The 20842-nt window shown below is 33.8% G+C and carries 19 protein-coding genes; 3 read left to right on the forward strand and 16 right to left on the reverse strand.

Translation table 11 applies throughout. From position 1 onward, the window contains the following. Positions 1-60 precede the first annotated feature (60 nt). Together MYP_RS15910 and MYP_RS15920 are read left to right on the forward strand one after the other, a co-directional pair. Positions 61-336, forward strand: coding sequence for a hypothetical protein (locus MYP_RS15910; RefSeq protein WP_045465241.1), 276 nt, complete (start codon positions 61-63; stop codon positions 334-336). Positions 337-842: 506 nt separating this feature from the next. Further along, positions 843-1103 carry a hypothetical protein gene (locus MYP_RS15920; RefSeq protein ID WP_045465246.1) on the forward strand — a complete coding sequence of 87 codons (261 nt, stop codon included), beginning with the start codon at positions 843-845 and terminating at the stop codon, positions 1101-1103. Positions 1104-1219: 116 nt separating this feature from the next. Here MYP_RS15920 and MYP_RS15925 read toward each other — a convergent pair whose 3' ends face one another. The 9 genes from MYP_RS15925 to MYP_RS15970 all read right to left on the reverse strand — a co-directional run bounded on the left by MYP_RS15925 (position 1220) and on the right by MYP_RS15970 (position 9813). Then, on the reverse strand, positions 1220-2005 hold the full coding sequence (locus MYP_RS15925) for a Cthe_2314 family HEPN domain-containing protein (RefSeq protein ID WP_045465249.1): 786 nt from the start codon (positions 2003-2005) through the stop codon (positions 1220-1222). A gap of 362 nt (positions 2006-2367) precedes the next feature. Further along, the gene (locus MYP_RS15930; RefSeq protein ID WP_045465250.1) at positions 2368-3426 is read right to left on the reverse strand and encodes a hypothetical protein; all 1059 of its coding nucleotides are present in this window, start codon (positions 3424-3426) and stop codon (positions 2368-2370) included. 308 nt (positions 3427-3734) lie between these two features. Then, on the reverse strand, positions 3735-4109 hold the full coding sequence (locus MYP_RS15935) for a hypothetical protein (protein ID WP_045465251.1): 375 nt from the start codon (positions 4107-4109) through the stop codon (positions 3735-3737). 83 nt (positions 4110-4192) lie between these two features. Further along, a complete protein-coding gene (locus MYP_RS15940) occupies positions 4193-4813 on the reverse strand; it encodes a hypothetical protein (protein WP_045465253.1) in 621 nt (206 codons plus the stop codon). A 218-nt stretch (positions 4814-5031) separates the two neighbouring features. Continuing rightward, on the reverse strand, positions 5032-6075 hold the full coding sequence (locus MYP_RS15945) for a DUF5677 domain-containing protein (RefSeq protein WP_045465256.1): 1044 nt from the start codon (positions 6073-6075) through the stop codon (positions 5032-5034). A 141-nt stretch (positions 6076-6216) separates the two neighbouring features. Continuing rightward, complete coding sequence (locus tag MYP_RS15950) at positions 6217-6963, reverse strand: hypothetical protein (RefSeq protein ID WP_045465261.1); 747 nt, start codon at positions 6961-6963, stop codon at positions 6217-6219. A gap of 447 nt (positions 6964-7410) precedes the next feature. Then, positions 7411-7776 carry a hypothetical protein gene (locus MYP_RS15955; RefSeq protein ID WP_045465264.1) on the reverse strand — a complete coding sequence of 122 codons (366 nt, stop codon included), beginning with the start codon at positions 7774-7776 and terminating at the stop codon, positions 7411-7413. A 96-nt stretch (positions 7777-7872) separates the two neighbouring features. Then, positions 7873-8490, reverse strand: a complete 618-nt coding sequence (locus tag MYP_RS15960) for a hypothetical protein (RefSeq protein ID WP_045465267.1) — start codon at positions 8488-8490, stop codon at positions 7873-7875. A gap of 528 nt (positions 8491-9018) precedes the next feature. Next, entirely contained in the window at positions 9019-9813 is a 795-nt protein-coding gene (locus MYP_RS15970; protein ID WP_045465273.1) for a hypothetical protein, read from the reverse strand. A 451-nt stretch (positions 9814-10264) separates the two neighbouring features. Between MYP_RS15970 and MYP_RS15975 the strand changes: the two genes are divergently transcribed. Continuing rightward, positions 10265-10732 (forward strand): hypothetical protein, encoded by a 468-nt coding sequence (locus tag MYP_RS15975; RefSeq protein ID WP_045465275.1) that lies wholly within the window; start codon positions 10265-10267, stop codon positions 10730-10732. Positions 10733-11588: 856 nt separating this feature from the next. Here the strand turns inward: MYP_RS15975 and MYP_RS15980 are convergent. The 7 genes from MYP_RS15980 to MYP_RS16010 form a co-directional block, all read right to left on the reverse strand. Further along, a complete protein-coding gene (locus MYP_RS15980) occupies positions 11589-16379 on the reverse strand; it encodes a PA14 domain-containing protein (RefSeq protein ID WP_045465278.1) in 4791 nt (1596 codons plus the stop codon). Positions 16380-16397: 18 nt separating this feature from the next. Next, the gene (locus tag MYP_RS15985; protein ID WP_045465281.1) at positions 16398-16898 is read right to left on the reverse strand and encodes a hypothetical protein; all 501 of its coding nucleotides are present in this window, start codon (positions 16896-16898) and stop codon (positions 16398-16400) included. Between the two features lie 57 nt (positions 16899-16955). After that, complete coding sequence (locus tag MYP_RS15990) at positions 16956-17216, reverse strand: hypothetical protein (protein ID WP_156140671.1); 261 nt, start codon at positions 17214-17216, stop codon at positions 16956-16958. Between the two features lie 575 nt (positions 17217-17791). Continuing rightward, the gene (locus MYP_RS15995; RefSeq protein WP_045465286.1) at positions 17792-19075 is read right to left on the reverse strand and encodes a hypothetical protein; all 1284 of its coding nucleotides are present in this window, start codon (positions 19073-19075) and stop codon (positions 17792-17794) included. 810 nt (positions 19076-19885) lie between these two features. Next, positions 19886-20311: a VOC family protein gene (locus MYP_RS16000; protein ID WP_045465289.1), complete on the reverse strand. Its 426-nt coding sequence runs from the start codon at positions 20309-20311 to the stop codon at positions 19886-19888. A gap of 111 nt (positions 20312-20422) precedes the next feature. Beyond that, the gene (locus MYP_RS16005) at positions 20423-20602 is read right to left on the reverse strand and encodes a hypothetical protein (protein ID WP_045465292.1); all 180 of its coding nucleotides are present in this window, start codon (positions 20600-20602) and stop codon (positions 20423-20425) included. Further along, on the reverse strand, positions 20584-20787 hold the full coding sequence (locus MYP_RS16010) for a hypothetical protein (RefSeq protein ID WP_045465294.1): 204 nt from the start codon (positions 20785-20787) through the stop codon (positions 20584-20586). The genes MYP_RS16005 and MYP_RS16010 overlap by 19 nt, the downstream gene beginning before the upstream one ends. Positions 20788-20842: the final 55 nt, after the last annotated feature.

Below are 20842 nucleotides of genomic sequence, written 5' to 3' on the forward strand. Positions count from 1 at the left end.
TCACCAAAATGTATTGAATTAGCTAAAAATGTTATATCTTAGGTATATAATTATAATAATATGTCACACATAAATTTGGACGACCTTTTCCATGGAAAAGAGGTTAATGAATCAAAGAAAAATTTAGCATCTGAATTATTATTGCTACAGGGAAAGTACTCAGATATTTTTGAGGATATAGCAAACACTGACAAATCTCAAGGCGAAATAACCAATCATTATATATTAATGATTACAGATCATAACAAAACTTTTTCCATAAGATCAGATTCCCAATTACCTGATTATATAAAGAAGGAAATGGTGGCCTGTTTTAATAAGAGTTTCAAAAAATAACTTTACAGGAGAAGTGCGTTGGCCGAACCATTAGCGAGGGGCGTGTAAGCTTCGAGGGGAGAAGCTTTAATGGTTCATGATTTTTCTTTGGTTCGTTTCTTTTTATCAAGAAAAAGAAATGAACAACTCTGAGGCAGAGAGCTCAATAATTGCAAATGAATCTAGCTGAAATACTTCCCCTCTCCTTTCCATTTTAGCTTTAATACTTTCCCCTTCCAACTTTTTTCCTATCTTTGCAACTCAACCAATATCAGAACACTATAGATTAAAAGAAGCACAAAAGACTATTATTACATATAAAAAATTGCGTTAGCATATTCTTGTTCTAGAAAACGGCGAACTTTCAAGAAATACAGGAAAAGCTGGTGTTCCGCTATTGCGTGGGGCTTAGCTATTGTATTTCGGGTGCTTCGCCGTACCTCTAGAATAGTAGCTACAGTTCCACGTAATTTTTTCGTATAACTCCAACCGCTTGCGGAACGAAGCACAAAACCAACAAACATTTTATGGAAACAACTCCAGAAAAGAGAGTCGCTGTTGTCTTACAGGAAGACACAATTCTTAACCAGAAGATCATTGACGAGCTGGACATCCTGCTTAAGCTGATTTCACCGCAGGACATGAACAAGGTACTAATCTATGTCTTCTTTATGTACATTTATTATGCAGAAAACGACGTATATTGTTCTGACCTGAAAACAACATCAGAGATTTTTTATCTGCTCATTGATTTCATGACAATGGCAGGAGAACAAATTAAAAAGTAAAAACATTTAAACCAGCAAAACTATGATTATTCGATTGACAATACGACGGCTGCCGAGATAAGATTACAAATTCAATTATCCATATTAATCCCAGGTGTTATAAAATCTCCTTGGGTCTATATTATGGTTAACTTTTTTATTAATTGAGGATGAATAGAAGTTAAGAATTCTTTAATATAACTGTGTATAGTTTCCTCAATCCTGATTATAAATTTAATTCTGTTTTGTCTATGCCCTTTAATTTTATCTTTTATTAAAAACATAGGAAACTTTTTTTTAAATTCCATATCTAAATCCATTCCAAGTCGTTCCATTCCTTCATAAATAGACAATCCAAAATCTATCTCAATTTTATCTTTTTCTGAATCAATATAAATACCTCTATGAGCATTTAAATGCCTTAAATCAATAAGTGATTCGAACGCAATAAAGAAGTTATCGATTATTCGCATTGGCTGACTATTTTTATCGAGCTTTCCAATAAGATTATTCCATGAACATTCCTTAGCAGTTATTTTTAAATCATAAACTTCATTTATTAGTAATTTCATTACTTCAAGTATCGTATGCACTTTATGAGATAGCACTTCTGTGTGGTATTGTATATATGTTAATTCATTAATTCCATTGCTTTGTAAGTAATTTTTATTATTAATTCTTTTTAAGAAAATCTTAATAAAATGAATTTGCTCAACGACATGAAATAAATTATACTGTAGCTTGGTTACTCCGGAAATATATTTCTCAGTATTGTTTAATAGATGAAAATTATTGGCACTAAAATTAAAGCCATTTCTCAAATGAAAATCTTTTAATATTGATTCATTCAACTCAACTAACTTAATAGTAAATGGATTTTCCAAATAAGCATGCTGCGATTTCATCTTCACTTTAGTTTTCATCTATTTTGATTATTATCCTTTTCTCTTTGAATTTCTTTTTAAAACCAGCTTCAACTGTAAGCCTTCTATTATGTCCCAAACGACCTGTATTGCTCTGATCTGAAAACAACATCAGAGATCTTTTATCTGCTCATTGACTTTTTCACGATAGCAGGAGAACAAATTAAAAAGTAAGAACTTTTAAACCTGTTTAATTATGATTATAAGATTGACGATAAGACGGCTACCGGGGCGAAAATTGGCTAAAATTACATTTTTTGCAAAAGAAAAAATACTTCCACAAATCAAGAATGAACAAATTATTTACGGGCTAAAACTAGCTTTCAACTTGGGCTAATTTTGGGATCAGCAACATGATTACCTTAATCCTTTTTTAAAATATCTGACAATTTTAAAATTTGAAGCGGAGGGCCGTCATATTGAATCTTCTTTAAGTTGCAAGTATAATGATCAGTTGCTAATGAATGATCCTTTATTAACTCCAATAATTCTTTTGTGTATTCAATCATAAGGTCATATAGGTCTATTGCTTCTTTTTTATCTATAGCTTCCCCGGAATCGTGGGATAATTTATTACCAATATTAATAATTTTTGTCAACTCGTCTTGTCTATTTTTTGGCTTATAGCGCTTTACCATTGCCTGTAAAGGGCCTAGAAGTAGCTCACTATAATCCTCTTTGAAAGATGCACTTCCAGTATTCTCAAATCCCCAAAAAGAAACTTTATGTTCAATCAAACAGCACTCTATTTTTAAGATAAACTCAAATATCCTTCGGGCTGTATTGGCTTTTTCACAAATAGAATCTTCATCCGATTTGTCAATTTCTAATAATTGCAACCTTCTTTTTTGTAACCTTTGCATACACTCATTAAAATTTATTTTAAACAACAACTCTTGAGATCGGTCGGCGCAAAGAGATGTATTTTTAGGGATGATTGCTACTGAATAAATAGGGCTATTCAAAACATCATATGATTCAAGCACAGCATCTGTAGTTTTTTCAATAGTTAATGCAAAATTTTTTACCTCTTTAAAAGAAAAATTACACTTACCATTGTTTAATATTTTTTTTATATTTTTCCTTTTTAAGGCATAACCACGCAAAAAAATTCCAGACAAAATATTACTATGATATGAAAGTAAATCTTTAAATTTTAAAACTAGACCATCCCTGTACCCTGCATCGGTATCTTCTTCTTCGATTAAATAAATTAAACCATTATCTTTATCAATGTGGCATTTATTTAATCTATCCCACCCTCCATAGTCTAAAAAATCTACTATTACCAACCCTTCAGTTTCTTTAATTACATTTATAAGTAATTGTGCAGCTGTTTCAATATCAAAAATTTGTTCAGGATATTCTTTCAAAATATCTTCAAAAATCTCATTACCGTTTTCAATAGGATTTTTTTTCATCTTTAATTCTATTTAAATACACTTGTTTACAACATAAATTTCAACAAAATAAAACTTTCTATACGCAGCATATCTGCGCACATGTTTTTTCTTGTTAACTTTTTTCTGAATTATAAAAGGAAACATAAATTTGAAAATCATATCTGCTTGTATGCAAAAATAGACGGTTATTACCTACTTCTATATTATTAAAATCTACTTGATTTTATATTAACTGCTTTTTTAAAAGAAAGGTAATTATTATTCATATTAAAATAGATAGACTTAAGCCAGGGCTGGACAGCGATGTGATAAAATGCTATTTCAATTTAAGTCAACTTCATATATGTTTTCCAATCTGTGTACTCTAATGTATTTAAGATGTTTGTAATAAAAGTTATCCCATCATTGGAAAGCTCTCCAACTTTATCAAGATGTTCATATTTAACATCTTTAAGCAAATACAGAGGGGCAATATAAGACCTTGTACTTAAAGATTTTCCGAAGCCAATTTTAAAACCAATCCTAAAATGTTCTTGTTTTAATTCAATGTTTTTAAAAACAGGATTATTTGATGTTGTTAACATTATACCTGTATAATCAGCATGTTGATCTTCCCAATAAACAAAAGGATGGTTGTAACATGCTGGAGAATAGAATTTTCTAAATTCATTTTTTAATTTATAGATTTCTCCTTTATTCATATAGTTAATTTTTTACACTTTAAAAAACTAGTTTATAGTCGAACGTTATATATAGAATAACCAAGGATATTAACAGACTCCTTTTACTCGAAAATATCTTTTAAAATTCCACTTGCAAATTTTTCCGATTCATTATCTATCTCTTTCAATCCTTTCATTTCGCTTATTTTTATCATTGCTTCTGAAACAAAAACGAAAAGAGAAAACCAAACAGCTATTCGAGGATTATTTAAGGAAAACTCATTCATTTTATTTTCCACGTCTTTAGTCATCATACATGAATTTAAAGAATCCTTCCACTGTTTTTTCTGATTTTTATCTAGATTATTCAAATGATTCATGAAATCAAAGTCTATATTCTCAACTTTATGAACTATGTTATTTCGAATTTCTGATAGCATTTTTATGAATCTTATTTGAGAATCTGGTACTAAATCATATGCCTTAATGATTTTAATTTTATTTGACTGATCACCATGCAATGGCAACCTTTCAATGAATGACTTCAATTTTATTTCATTTACTTTAACAACTATCAATTCGGTAATAATTGATTCTATGAGAGCATGAGACTTTATTACTAAAGACCAATCATCCTCCTCAAGTAATGATAACAAAAAGTCAGTCTTAATAATTAAATCAGATTTTAAGTTATGTGAAATATCTGAAAGTAGCTCTAAGGCCTTTTCTTTGTCAATGTACATTAGCTAAGTGCTCCTTTAAAAATAAATGAAATTATCTTATATACGCGAACGGTGCTTATGTTTACATTTAATATCTAACAAATTACCCATTTCTATCCTTTATTCAAATTACCACATTGATTTTTTAAAATAGCAAACTGATACATATTGTATCACAGAGGAAGACAACACTTCATTTGCTCTCAGACAAATGTCCAAAGACTCGGAAATAGGTACAGCTAGGCTGGTTTTTGCTCAACCATACTAAATTCTGTTACAATTTCATTTTGGAAAAAACATAAAAGTTCATCAAGTATTTTATTCAGCATCGAATCTTCCATATCGAGTAAAACTTCACTCATTTGGCATAATGATGCTGTAGTATATTGAACCGGATCTAAGAAACCGCAATCATTGGGTCCAGCTAAGAAATGATAAGATTCATATTCTTTTAAACTAAGTTTGTTTCTAATTCCTGAAACACCTGCATGTACGCTTTCATTTGCCCACGCGTAAATTACTCTCATGTTATCAATTCCAACATATTTTTCAAGTTCTTTAAAGTTCCTTTTTCCTTTTGGTAGATCTTTCATAGTCCAGCCATAGCTTTCAGAAAATTCTTTGCCATATCTTAAAATTATCGCATCTCGTTGTTGGGTCAATTCTTTCCATTCATCTTCTCCAAGTTTTCTTAGGTCAAGAGCTTCCTCACAATTCCTATACTCTTTAGCCTTTTTATACAATTCAATTACTTCATAGTCATTATACATATGTATGATTTCATAGTCTGAATCGTATAAATATAAAAATGTTACCGACAATTCGTGAAGTGTTCTCCATCTAGCATGAGCACCATCTGCATAACCATTCTTGATTAATACTAAAATTTCATTTGCCACCTGACAAGCTCGTACATGAATAGAAATTAATGTATCAAGCTTAATATGGTCATCAAAAGTGTCAAAAATTTTAAAGTATTTATTATAAGTTATGGAATTAATCTTTGCATTTAGTTCCATAAACCCTTCGAAAAGTTTTATTCCCAAATCATAATTCCGAGATACTTTATTGACAATTTCTTTTTCTCGTTTCCTTGAGTCGTTTTCCTCCTCAAAGCAATACTTGAAAACTTCCTCTAGCGTACCTTTTGAGATACTTTCAATGACAATTGGAAGTTTTTCATTTATCATTTTGCCAAATTCCTCCTCAGAGTTTTTATAATTTTTTTTCAATTTCTCAATAAACCTTTGAATAAGGTTTTCAATATAATAAGGCTCTTCCATGTGATTTTAGTGTTTAGATAATACCTACTTATTTATATACACATCCTTGATATAATAAAGAATTCTACCGAATATTTTTAATTCTGTGATTTAGCCTGCCCTTAGACATTGATTCAAAAATGAGCAACGAATCATCCTTACCTATTTTTCAAATTTGCTCAATTTGGTTTTATAGGATGGATAATTATCTCTAAAAGCTAGGTCAATGTGATTATAACAATTAATTACAAGTTTAATAACATCAATGATTCTTGGTACTTCAATTTGCTCTGTACCATCAACCTTAATTGAAGATAGATTTTTGATTGATATAAGTTTCTTTGTTTTTTTTTTACCTGAATCTAAAAAGAAGTAATCAATGTGATGATTTAGGCAATGATATTTTATCGCTAAATTTCTGCCATCTCCTATTTTATGTTTACAAATGTTATTTATATAATCAAAAAATTCTTGGAAGGTAAAATAATGATCTTTTATATTTAAAAGTTTTCTAGCTTTATCATTTTTAATATCATTCAAGTAAACCATCAAGTCTAGAAAATCTGTTAATATTTCCGATACCACCAAAAACAATCTAGTATAATATCTGAAAAGAGCTGTATTATGCTTTGAAGAAGCAAAAATAACCTTATCAAATTTTCTATCTGTCAATATATCCGTTATGTGATTGTTCCATTCTCCTATTGAACAAAATATGCTATTATGCTTATCTCCTTCTGTGTAATTATTTTGCCACAAGCATTCAAAACTATCAATTATACTATCATTAATGTATCTTTTTCTTTTAGTCTCAGCTAGCCAATACTCTTTTACTTCCAACCTTATTTCTTTGAATGTCCTTGTCATAATAAATATATCTTTACGATTAAAATTTACATTAATATTCATTTAAGATAAACCTGTTACACAAATCATTTTGATTTAATATAAATGGATAAATATAATTTCATTAAATATTTCATAAAATTGAAACATTACTACGCAGTCTACTTGCGTAATAAAAAAATAAAACTAAATTTCTTTTCGTAAAAAATTTATTCGACCAAATAAAATAGGTCGGATAAACCTACAAATCTTTAGTTTATCCGACCTTCATATTAGAATAATAGAGCATTTGCTTCTCCTTTCACTCTCTTTCTAAATTCATCTATTATATCGAGAACTTCTTGATAATAGCAAATATAATGCTCCTTCATACCATCTTTTCAAGTCTAAAAGGATTTTAATGAACCTGCCCAATCTAGGTTATTGATTAAAACCAAATCGATAAAAGATCAATATTTATTATACTGTTTATCCGTAAATTTTTATTCAATAAAAGACTTAGTTGAAGACTCAGACAACTTGTAACTTTGAAAGATTTTTTACCTTTTCAAAATAATTATCCCATACTTCATCTTTATCATGCTTCTGATTAAGAGGGTTTGATCTGTCATTATAAAGGAAAACTTTTACAATTTTGCCACTATCATCTCGAAAGATCCCTTCTTCTCCCCATGCAATTTCAATCAAAAGTTTTTCCGAAATTTTTTCGTATTTTGTATATACTGGCATATCTAAAAAATCCTTACCAGGATTTCCTTTATAGCTTGTATTATTATAACCAAGGGGCATATACTCCCGGTTAAACGCCATCCATTCTCCATTGATATTTTGGGCAATTCCATAGGGGAGATTAATTCTAAAAAAATCGTTTAGCATATTTGTATCTTTTTATTTAATGTTTTAAAACTCAAAAAAAATATCATCTTTAATTTATATATAATTCATTCAGAATTACTAAAAACTATGAACAAATTAATTCTTTGAAATAAATTCTTTACGATGTTTCCATTGCTCTAAAATAATAATTACAAGGTTTGAAACTTCTATCATTGTTTTAACAAAGTCGGTTTTATCACTCTCACTAAAATTATGTACAGATGCCCCAACTGCCATTTGTATTTTTCTATCCTCTTCCTTTATGTTGGCAAAAAAATGTTTTTCGCTCAAATGTATATATCCAGAAGTTGTACTGTAAAGTTTCAATGTTCCTGGAAAAATTTTCTCTAAAGATCGAGCCAAATAATTATCAGTTAACAAGTTTCCTTTGGAATCCCTATACCGATTAATAGGATTCCCCTCAAGATAATGTATAAATAAATCATCATAATTAGACACCAAAGTTGTTGCAAAAAATCTCAACACATTATCTAATTGTAACCTTATTAACGGAACGGCACAAATGTAATTATTCTCCCTAGCTAGCGAAACAAAACCTTTCGTTATCTGCAATGCACGGTTATTTACGGCAGTCGACAATAGATCCATTGAATAAATTTTTTTATCGCCGGCATTTATAATCCTTAACGAGCTTTGAAGAAATTCATTCTCCAACTTTTCTAGCTTTTCTATAAGTTCATTTAATTGACTCATATATTTTCATTTATAGTTTATGGTTTTTTCTTTCATTTCAGATGAAGTTGTTGTTATTTAGGAATCTCATCATAGAATCCCTAAAGCCAATATACCTTCTTTTTCAATAAGTTATATCTGATTTATACATAACAGATTTATCATTTGCGGACTTTAATGCACGAATTCTGACTTGTACAATAATCATATATACTACCAAGTGAAAGGCTAAAGACAATAACCAACAATTCACGTTAAAACTGATCTTTTTGATCGCATTTCTTTTTGTCATTGAATGAATCAAAATTAAAGACACACTGCGCATTCAATTTGCGTACTCTTTAAAAAATCACATTTATTTAATTATTTAAATAGTGGTTGTATTGATTCTTCAAAAAAACATCCCTATATCCCAAAGTACCATTATGTCCAATCACCAATAGAAAAGCAAAAAGCGCTAAGGTCGAACCATTAGCGAGGAGCGCATTTCTAAATAAAATAACTCTCCAAGAGCTTTCTCCTTGGAGAGTTAAATAAGAAGCCCTCTTCTTAAAAGACATCCGCAATCTTCATACAACTCATCATTTCAAGCAAATACGGCCTTCCGGCAGACTCCTGATAAAACTCAATAGCAATACATGTTACCAATCCTACAGCATCAGGAACCATGTTGTTTACATTCAATTGAACAGCCAGAGTTATCGCATCTTTCGTTCCATCCAGTGATTTTAGGTCAGAAAATTCAGGTATACATAACCTGTTAATAGTTGGCTCAACAGGTAAATATTTATTTTGATTTATATCAAACAAATAATCAGAGAATACCAATACTGACAAGATAATTCTAAAGTGAGTTGCACCTTGTACTTTTGATACTCCTGAAGATGCTTTAAATGTAGGTATGGAGAGAGCAATTCTCTTCCTGTCTTCATCAACTGTCAGAGTATAAGGTGCCTTAAAGAGATAATTGAAATTGACTTCTTCTTTAAACTGAAAGTCAAGAAACAATTCTTTGTTAGCTTTTAACTCAACAGATCGCTTTCCTTCCTCTCCTTTACCACGATGAATCAATTTATTAAAGAGACCATTTATCCGTCTATAAAGATCCTTGTCAGACAAATGATCAATACAAGATCCGAATGACTTTTTAAACATCGATCCAATAGCAGTTGCAGTGCCAAACTCCTTCGCATTGTTCTTTGTAGAGCTATATGCAGGATCATTGTTTATTTTGTTTTTAGAAGCTGAAGAAGGATTGCGTACATAGTATTCACCGTTCATCATGTAATAGATTTTCCCGTCAATAAATCCGATCATTTTGTTCGGGCCCTTTTGTTTTGCCATAGCTTATGTTTAAAAATGGTTAGAAAAAAAAACTAAAACCTTAACGCACGATACTTGAGTGTTTATTATATCTTGTATCAAAATATTTACAGAAATAAACGGCACAATAAATGTACCATAATACATTTTTATGATCTTATATTTAATATGATTATCCTTCTTTTGGCCCCACTAAAAAGCAGTTCAAGCATACTACAAGCATAGTTCAAGCGTAGTTCAAGCATAGTTTAAGCATACATGACTCATACATGACACCTATAAGACATATTCATGACTCGTACATGACATCTATACGAGTGCTGTATGAGCCATATATGACATATGCATAAGTAGTAATTTCGGGTACTCTTCGCCTGTAGAAATCTTAATTGTTTTGTTAGAATTTTAATTCAATCCTAAATCATTCATAGATTAATCTTATATTTGAATATCATATCACCAATATCTATTTATGTTTCTTTACCATTTTTCTGATTTAGAACTTTCAGTCAACGCTAATTTTCCTGTTGGTAATTTTGCCAAAACAGTTGCGCAAAATCCAATTGCTCAAAAATTCGAAGAAGAAATGGAAAATATTAGGAGGAATTATACTCCAACAAAGCCTTCAAGATTAAATTGTATTTTTGCTTTTGATAATGCAACAGCTGAAGGCTTTAAGACAAACAGAAAGTTTCTTTATGAGTTAGATATTCCAGAGACTTTACATCCAAGCATACATAATTATGAAGTTGGATCATTTTTTTCTGAACTTCTACTCAAAAACAACATTCAACTAATATTAAGTGAGGTAACTTTGATGGAAGATTATTGGACTTGTCCGGACCTTTATATTAACTCTAATGGTCAAATACTAAAATTTGTAAAAGAATATTTAATACCTGTTCCTGTTAGAATTAATAGGGTGATTAACTGGAACTAATACCCAACCCAAGCATCTGCACACATTCCATGCCCACACCGCCAGCCCTGCAATCCAAAGGCATGTAAAGAGTGCATCTGCCCCACCCTATTAAAAAAATCCCTCCTCAAAAAAACTAAATTTCTCCCGCCCAAACCGAAGCTATATTAACATAACGCAGCCATTATACAACACATATACATGTTAAATATCTGACTATTAAACCTATACATATTCAGTAATATATTACCATTTGACCCATATACTTCTTCAGCTTTCTCCCTTTTAGACTTCATTTAGATTTTATGAATTCGTACAGACGGTCCTCGGACCGATCAACTCTCTCAATTTTTTCCGGCCAGGTCTCTGATTTTTCAGTCCTCTAATACACGGACAAATTCCATTTTAAATTCGTACAGACGATTTTCAGACCATCAGATTTTCCCAGTTTCGTCCAGCCGGAAAAAATCTTTCTAAAACCGTACAGACGATTCTCCAGGTAAATCAATTTCCCTAATTATCCTGGCCGAATCACAGTCCATCCTTTAAATCACAAAAATCACAGTTCAGACAATTGCCCGGACAAACCCGGTGTCCCGTACAGCCTGAAAAATTATTTTCAAAACCGTACAGGCGATCCTCCAGCCGACCAATTTCCGCATCTGCACACATTCCCATGCCCACACAGCCAGCCCTGCAATCCAAAGGCATGTAGTTTGTGAATACATAATGGGGTAAATTTTTAATGGGTCTACAACAGTTATTCTGTTGTAAATATTAGGGATTGATTCCTTTAAAATCTATATTTTTAAAAATAACAAAAGGTCCGGGAAAATTTCCCGGACCTTTTGTTCACTAAACTAACTGATACTTGAATTTATTTTGTTTTCAGAATTTTCAGAATTTCTCTGCTGCCGTCTGTATAAATGACAGAGAGGTTGTAAATTCCAAATTCGAAATCTTTGCCAAATTCGAGATCGGCCCCCTGAGATATCGAGGCATTTGTATAAATCTGCTTTCCCTGGACATCTGTAACATAGATCATTTCTATAGCTTTTTCTGCTTTTAGAGTAAATGTTTCGATTGCAGGGTTAGGTATTACAATAAGCGATTTTTCATTGGTTTCAGCTATTCTTAAACCTGAAGCTTTGCAGACATTGATATTTTTGATAAAATCTGCTACCTGAGAAACTGGCTGTCCGTTCCATCTTAACCTGAAGACCAGATTGACATTTGAAGCTGTGACAGATGAAGTGATATTCACGGATTTGGTTGTAAAAGCAGATGAAGAATAACCTGAAGGAGCAGCTACCATTGACTGAGCAAGCTGCGGTCCGTTATTGGATGAGTTCAGTCCCTGTGCAAAACCAACATCTACACCTGTGACAGGTGCACCAGCATAATCTTTGAAATCAAAGCTGATCGTATAAACCTGTCCACTTGTCACGCTTATAGTTTTACCGGTTTCGATCACATACAATTCGCTCTGTCCGTAAGCTCTGTGAGTAACCTTCATAGATCCTGTAGCAGCATCTGCAGTTACCGAAGATCCATTGTTGTTATCTCCCCAATTGTTCCTCACTACATAAAGCGATGGTGCAGGCACAGGTTCAGTAATAAGGCATGTTGAGCTTGTACCGTTTACCGTAATTGATACAGGAGCAGAAGTCGTAAACTGACCAAGGTTGTTGTAGGCCCTTGCTGTTATTGAATAAGTATTCGCGCTTACTCCTGACCATGAATATGTGTAAGGAGAAGTCAAATCTTCACCCAGCTTTACAGTGCCATTGTAAAACTCCACCTTTGAAATTGTAGCACCTGTCGCTGTGGCATTGGCTGCAAGCTGCACAGTTGCAGGTGCTGTATATGTCTGTCCGTTTGCAGGAGAAGTAAGGCTGACTACAGGCAAGGTATTCCCTTGTGTTTCTATAAACAAACGACTGGCCGGTAAGGGTTGCATTGGAGTATTTGGTCCGTAGTACCCTAAGTTCATATACTCATCTCCTCCACGTTCAAAATATGCAGCGGAAATTTTGTGCTTTCCTGCTCTCAGTGCAATTGGGAAATCCTTGTCCTCCGACTGCCCAGAAAATCCATCATTGTTGATAAGAATAGTGTCACCTATAGAAAGTACAAAACCATCATCAGATCTGATCAGGTTGAAATAATAAATACCAGGATCAGTAATTTCAAGGAAACCATTGTACTTAAATCCAAAGTTGTCGTTCTGGTCTCTTGCCTCAATGCTGATTTCTGTTGCTGTTGTTTTCCTAACAAGTGTTGAGCTGTTCATATCGTATACAGAATCGAAAGAGCCTTGGTGATATTCGGTTGTGATCCCAGGAGCTGTATTTGCAGGGTTGTCAGCATTTCTGTATTGCAAAAAGGTCACATCTTTAACAGTGCTGCTTGCAGAGAAACCTGACTGGTCGGTAACTTTTGCATAAATACGGTAATTTCCTCTCCCGATATTTGTCCAGATGTGACTAAAGTCAGGTCCTGTTTTTGTTGCGATGCTCGCACCATTTACAAAGTATTCTACTTTTGAAATTGCAGCAGTTGCCTGCGTCAGTTCAACCTGTAATGGTAGAGAAGATCCAACGGTATAATATGTTCTGTCTGATGGTAACATCAGGTTAATTCCCGGTGTATTGGCCACTCCCTGATATGGGGAAAGTCTGTGACCTGCAATTGGTCTTTCCATTTCACCGCTTGGTAACTGCCAGCCTACAGCCAGGTTATCATTACCCTGGTTTTCTTTGTGCAATACCTCAATATAATATTTCTGTCCTGCTACAAGGTTGATGGATGCCGACTGCTGTGAGGTATAAGCATACCAGTCTCTTGCACCGGTTCTGTTTGTCAGCTCAACAATTTTTTGCTTCAGGGCTGGAGTCTGATCTGTACTGAGCCATAATTCAGCGACTTCATCACTTGATAACCAGAATTTGTAGACGCCGGTATAGGGTGCACAAATGTATCCTCTGAGTCTTACCCCATATTCATCTCCCATGTCTGCTCTTTGTTCAAGCAGGTTGCCCAACTGATCCTGAATGTGAGGAATAGTTGTAACCGGAATATCACCTACACTGAAGCCTGGGATCTGTTTCCAGATTTCACGGCTTATTGCACCACCACCTGTGCAGATTACTTCAGCAGGAAGTGTGAAAAGCCTGGAGGAAGTCAATACCTGTTTCGTAAGTGTTGGTGATGAGAATGAAACGGTCATTAAGGGAGTGCCTGTATTGTTGAAATATTCCACCCGAACTGCGTGTTTACCGGTCTTCAATCCTATTGTCCCGCTTTTCTCCGTAGTTGAGTTAAGAACGTCGTTATGAATAACCAGCTGGTCACCTATATACAATTTGCTTCCATCCTGAGAATTCAGGAAAAATGTATATACTGCATCTGCAGGAACATTTATATATCCTGTATACACAACACCAAAATATTCATTTCTATTTCTTACTGACAGGTTAAAATCACCTGTAGTACCTGTCTGAACAGGAACAAGAGAATTGAAGTTCGGAAGATGATCCCATGTGCCTTCGTAATATTTATAGCTTACTCCTGCAACAGCATTGGAAGGATTTTCAGGATTCCTTAGTATCGCAGGTTTCCCATTCAGGCTTCTTCTGAATACACCTCTTCCTGATGCAACCATCCTTAATTCAGAATTACTGGTTCCGTCATTGTATATAAGGAAATTAGTGTATTTGGCAAAAGCAGGAAGACCTTTTGAATAATTTGTCCAGGTGTTGACTGTGCTGTTGTTTTTATACCATACTCCTAATGCGGAAGCCGCATAAATCGATTCATCTGTACTGTAATCATCATGGATAAGTTTTATAATGTTTACATTGGATGGCAATACTGTTCCATTTATCACAGATCCCCAGCTTGCACCTTTATTACCAGATCTGTATACACTGCCACCGCAGCTGATATAAACTACATTCTGATTTCCTTTTACCGGAGCAATGCTGGCTGCATTCCATGCAGCGGCAGGGGCTGGATATGTTTGAAACACCGGTACTGGATCCAGGGCATTCTCAGTTACATAAAAGTTGTTGTTCGCATCGACAGCATATAGCAGATTGGGATTGGCAGGATGAGATGCCAAAGCCATGATTCTTGAACCGATACTTTTAATCTTTGTCCATGACGGAGAATTCGTAATATTGGTGGATCTGTAAATATCTGTTCTGGAAAGAAATGCGACATTCAGATTGGTAGGGTTGAATACCAGTTTTTCTTCATTACCATTTTCTGAAGCAGAAAACGGATAATTCAGACTTTCAGTGTTGCCGTTAGGCAGATACCTTCTTTCTCCTGTTAATCTGTATACATAATCTGCGCTGTTGTAGTCAAACTCCATTCTGGTATGGAAGTCACCACCGCCATTTGTAAACCAGACATTATCAGTATAAACAAGTTCACCATTGTCCTGAGTACCGATACACAATCTGTCTTTTCTGACCGGGCTCTGAGCTGCCACTGAAGCTTCTGCCCCTGCAATTCCGTCATTAAGCTGAAGCCAGGTGAATCCGCCGTCATCACTCGACCAGATTCCACCGTCATTGGTATTGTATAGCCTGCGGTCGTTATGAGGTGAGTAGATCAGGTTGTGCATATCTGTATGTACACTGGTGTGCCATGGATTGGTTCTGATCCAGTTTACACCGCCATCTGTTGATTTGTATACTACATGTCCGCCTGCATAAAGAATGTTTGCATTCAGGGGATCAACAGTGAAACAGAAATTATAGTCTCCTTGTCCGCCTTCAAATTCGGTATAACCGTTCAGATTGATTCCACCTGCTGGTTTTACAATTTCAAATGAGAGACCAGAGTTGTGAGATCTCAGTACTGGTGTACATTTTCTTGGCTTCGAATTATTGTCTCCGACAAAAGTTAAATAAACAACATCTGGTGAGGCCTTGGTCACACCAATACGACCACCGCCGGTCAGCCCTGTTCCAGGCAATGCAATTGGGTCCCATGAGTCGCCAAGGTTTACACTTCTAAAGAAACCGCTGTTTGATGCCGCATACATGGTAGTCGGATTATCATTCATTCTGAAAACCATAGAAGGAAATGTTCCTTCAGCCTTTTTGGTCCAGCTGTTTCCACCGTCAAGAGATTTCCAGATACCGTCATCAGTAGAGGCGATCAGTACATTGTGATCAAAGGGAGACATCAGTATTTCTGAAGTAGATCTGTTGCCGATTGTTGATTCTCCTATTCTGAACCATGTTTTGCCACCATTTACAGTCTTCCAGACACCGTTGGTTCTGTTCCATGCATTTAACCAGTGTTCATCCCCGGTTCCGAAGTACATGATGCGGTCGTCTGTATAGTCTATACAGACAGTAGTACCATGTGCCTGCGGAATGGTATCTGTACCCCCGGAGGTCCAGTTTTTACCCTCATCGTTGCTGATAAACAGACCACCAACAACACTTACTGCATACATTTTTTTAGGATCTGTAGGGTGAAATTTAAGATCACCTGTCCTTGATATTCCGTTGATCTGTCCTATTTTATTCAGGGGAAATTTCACAGGTCCGAGTGGTTGCCAGTCGGTAGCCTGCTGCCCCATAAGGCTGCTAATACTATTAAGTATCAGCAATATTGCCAATGTCAAAATTGAGTATTTCTTTTTCATAATTTTTTTCTAAAAAAATTATTCCTGTATCTGACTGTTAATTATCTGTAGCTGCTGTTCCCTCGTTAATATTTTACCGTCAGGTTGTATAAATGCCCGTACGTCTCTCCTCCAGTGTTGATAAGCTTTCCATTCAACAACCAGGCGGTCACTTTCCCTTTTTAACTTTTTGTCTGATTTAAAGAATCTTTTAAGAAATGATCTTTTCTTTTTTCCTTTCTCTTTTTCAAGTTTTTTTTCTTTGGGTTCGGGGCGCTCTTCCCAGAAAGTTTCAAATGCAGTCACAGTTTCATAATAATTGATTTCTGACTGATCCTTTAACATATCCACCCAGACAGGATGCTTTTTGTATTCTTTCAGCTTCCTTTTCTGATCTTTTGTCAGACTCTTTTGATCTCTGTTGTGGTATGGTCCTTCCCCACCTGATTCTTTCTGCTGGGAGAAAGAATGTACAGAAATGAAAAGGCATATCAGTATCTGGGCCAGAATAATTAAAGGCCGGGAAACAGGTCTTTTCATAGTTTTTAAATTTGATTGTAAGATTTGGATGTACTTTTTAGTCTAATCGGTAAAGCTTTACCTTGGCAAAAATGGAATTTTTAAAAACTGAATTTTGTAACCTAAGTTACACATAACCTTGTTTTTTTTTGTTTTGAGACGATTGTAATTACTTCTGTCATCTCTGGCTGAACCAAATAAGCCACTGAATATTGACTTGGCCCAAGGAATGTATTTGCTGAAAGTAACTAATGGAGCAGGTAATGGGTGCAGTTGATCAGGAGAAAGTAGTTTGCCAGCTCTTACTGGCATAAAAATTCTAGCAAATCTATTGATCATCCGCTGATTGCATTTGACAATCTGCATCGTGGCCTCGGACAGGCCACAATTTTATCTTTCCTAAAACCATTCCATATAATGAGTTAATATTCCAAATTCACCCATTCCATTTTTGTAAAAGTTAGCATGCGACCATTTTGAATAGATAAAATGATGAGTGTAAACTGAACCAGTATAAAATTCAGGCAAATCAATCATACCCTTTTATGCATATCTTTAATAAACTAGAAGCCCCGACAAAATCGGGGCTTCTAGTTTATTATAATAAAATCGTTCATTGTAATTGTAATTGTAATTCCAATTTTAAAATGAAAGTCGATCAATAATCTATTTTTTTGACAACTTTCCAATTGGTCTTATTTGGCAATGCATACCCACTATACTCTCTTCTTTAACATACCTACCTGGGTTAGGCCTGTTACTCCGTCTTAGCTTTTCTGATTAAAGTCCGCCAAAGAGTGCAAGTTTATAAACTTGCGATTTGTCATCCGGATCAGATAAATTGAATAATAGCCAGCATACTAACCGTTATTCATTTCCTGAAGCAATGTTTTATGACTGGTATTTCCGGCTCACTAAGAAGCCTTGAATATCAATTTCATATTTTTCAAATTGCTTATATGCCTCAAGGTAAGTACGGAATATAGCTGAAACAAAATATACACCAGACTTAATAAGAACAAAAAAGAAATAAATCTATTGTCAAATAAAATTGTACCATATGACTTAAGCATTAAGGACATTACAATCTTTTCCAAATTCAGAAAATAACCAATAGACAGCAATATGTAACAAATATAGTTTGAAGAAATCAGTGCATAAGTCGCTATGAAAATTACCATAGGATGACAATACCTTTCATGCATTTGAGTATTGAAATAAAAAAATACTAATGGAATTAATGCTGATGTCAAAAATACAATTTTATAGTACTCTATAGTTTTTTCACTCTTTTCAATCATAAGTCGAATTGTTGTGATTAAAAGTGGTACAAGAGCAAGAAAGGAAAAGAAAAAGAATAGTATAAATCCCCAAATTTTATACTTTATGCCCCAAAACAATAGTTCATCACTGGTTTCCATCAAATTTCCTTCTAGGAAAAGATACCACACGTTAAATGCATTCTTTGACACAACGGGATAATATCCTACTGATCCAAAAACAATCTTCCAAAGTAGATTTAATTTATTCTCGAGAATAAATGGCCATATTATAATCAACTGAATCAATAGTCCCCAAAATAACCCAACAAATAATGACTTGGGATTCTTAAAAACCTGTGGAATTAAAATAATAGCAATTATAGGTGAAAAAATAATTGCTTGAAGCTTAGTATTTAAAGCCAATACAAAAAATACAATAGTCCAGGAAACCCTTTCATTTAATGCGAAAAAAACTGATACAAATGCGAAAAATGTAACGATAGAATCGACTTGTCCCCAAATTATTGAGTTGTATAAATAAGATATATTAAACAGAACCAAAAATACTTTATAAGGAGAAATATTGAATTTAATAAGATATTGCAGAATGACATAAATTCCCATTATGTCAAACAATAAGGTAAAAATCTTAAGATAATTAATATTTCTATAAATCTCTGCACTTGTTCCTTGTAACCAACCATTTAACTTCAAAATATACATATAGAATGGAAGATAATTGCAATCTGCCATCTCATATCCTTTAACTATTCCATATTCGAGAAATGATGTGGACCAGGACGCCCAATAATTCATATCTATTGAAAAATTAACAGTCGGAAGTGAAAAACATAAAAATATGAAGATTAATGGAATGTAATAAAGTTTAAGATTTTTCAAATCTTCATTAACGCTAACGATAGTAGTAGTTTTCATAATAATTCTAAAGAATATTTCCGTTCTTATATTCTTCTATATATACACCTATAAATGATATTTTTTTGTAGAAAGTGAAGTTAAAAACATTTTCTTCTGGAATATAAAATTCAAAAATACTAATATTTACTAAGAAAACCCATAACACTATACCAATCAGAATTTAATTTTTCCAAGTAATCATTATTCTCTTACATTCTTTCATTTTTTTTGACCTTGGTATAACTTTCGAAATTCAGGCAAGGAATTTCTGAATCCTTTGGAAAAAACTGTTCCTAATTTTGTATCGGTTTAAATAGTGTTTGTAAAACCTTCTTTAAAGGATCAAGGGGCTCTGAACCGAAATTGTTAAACTTTTACATTCTTGTTCGATAATGATGGTACCGCTGCCCATGATTAAGACAATCTTGATACTATAGGGCATTTATGATGGGCGTTATATCTAAGATATCCTCATTAATTATACCTGCCAGGTCACTGCAGGTCACTCTAGACCACTTCTAATAAGCCACCTGAAAGAAATTATCATTGAGATTTTAGAAGCCTTCTTAGATAAGGCTATTTTAATCACCAAGAAAATAAACTTGCTCCCTATGGTTGAAGTCAAATAGACTTCAACCATAGGGAGTTTGATGATTTTAATCCTTTTTGTGTCAAGTTTTAAAAATTAACTAATCATTTGACCAGACATTAATCAGATTTCGAAGAAACTTATGATGTCCTAAATTTTCTGTCCCAGTACATCTCTGAACCCTACGAAATCTATTGCAGCAAGCCTAAATTAGTCGTCCGATATTTGTCTCTGCTTATTTATTTTGGGTCATACTCCACCATCCATTCAATGCCATATTTATCTCTGAACATACCAAAATATGCTCCCCCAGGGTTTTCGGTAAAGGGTACTTCTATTGATCCACCTGCCGATAGTCCATTGAATAATTTATCAGCTTCGTCTTTGCTTTCTGCACTTATCGAAATTTTACTTCTATTCTCATTCTCATTTACTTTCCCCATAAATTCCGGGACATCATTACCTATCAACATATTGTATTTACCGATGGGCAAAGCAATATTCATGAGTTTATTTTCTTCTTTTTCTGCTATAGGGAATTCGTCACTCGCTATATCTTTGAATCGTATAATCTTTGTAAATTCTCCGCCAAATACAGATTTATAAAATGTAAATGCTTCTTCTGCATTTCCGTTGAAGTTAATGTGAGGGTTGATGACTGCCATGATTTTTATTTTTGTTTTTTACTATTTTAAATGTACAGCTTATCAACAAAATGAACAAGGTATGAAAACGACAAATAAGAGGTTATCTGCGTCAGGACTCAGAAGCTGTATTTATTTATACTCCTTTACATCATCAATAAGAAGTTTATTATACTTAATGATAACAGTAATATCATGCACATAATCAGTTTCCCAACGAAGGTCTCGAACCACCGTATGGAAAATTTGGGCAGTGTCTCCCAGAGACTTTATATGTGTGCAAATGGGGATCTCTACATTTCCGTTATCCATAACTGAAGTAAAGCCCCCCTGCCAACATACCTTTTATCGTACTTTGCTTTCCATTTCTGATGAAAATCTTCTTCAGTCATTTCACTATATTCTAAAGTAATCGCATCCAGCTTATAGGTATAGTAGTCTTCATTCAATGCTTTCCGCATATTTTCACGAGCAACATTTAAGTCATTACTATTCACATAGTCAGTAATAAGCCTGGTCAGCCATTTATTATTTATACAGTATCCTGGATGA

The organism is Sporocytophaga myxococcoides (assembly GCF_000775915.1).
In the GTDB taxonomy this organism is placed as follows: Bacteria; Bacteroidota; Bacteroidia; order Cytophagales; family Cytophagaceae; genus Sporocytophaga; species Sporocytophaga myxococcoides_A.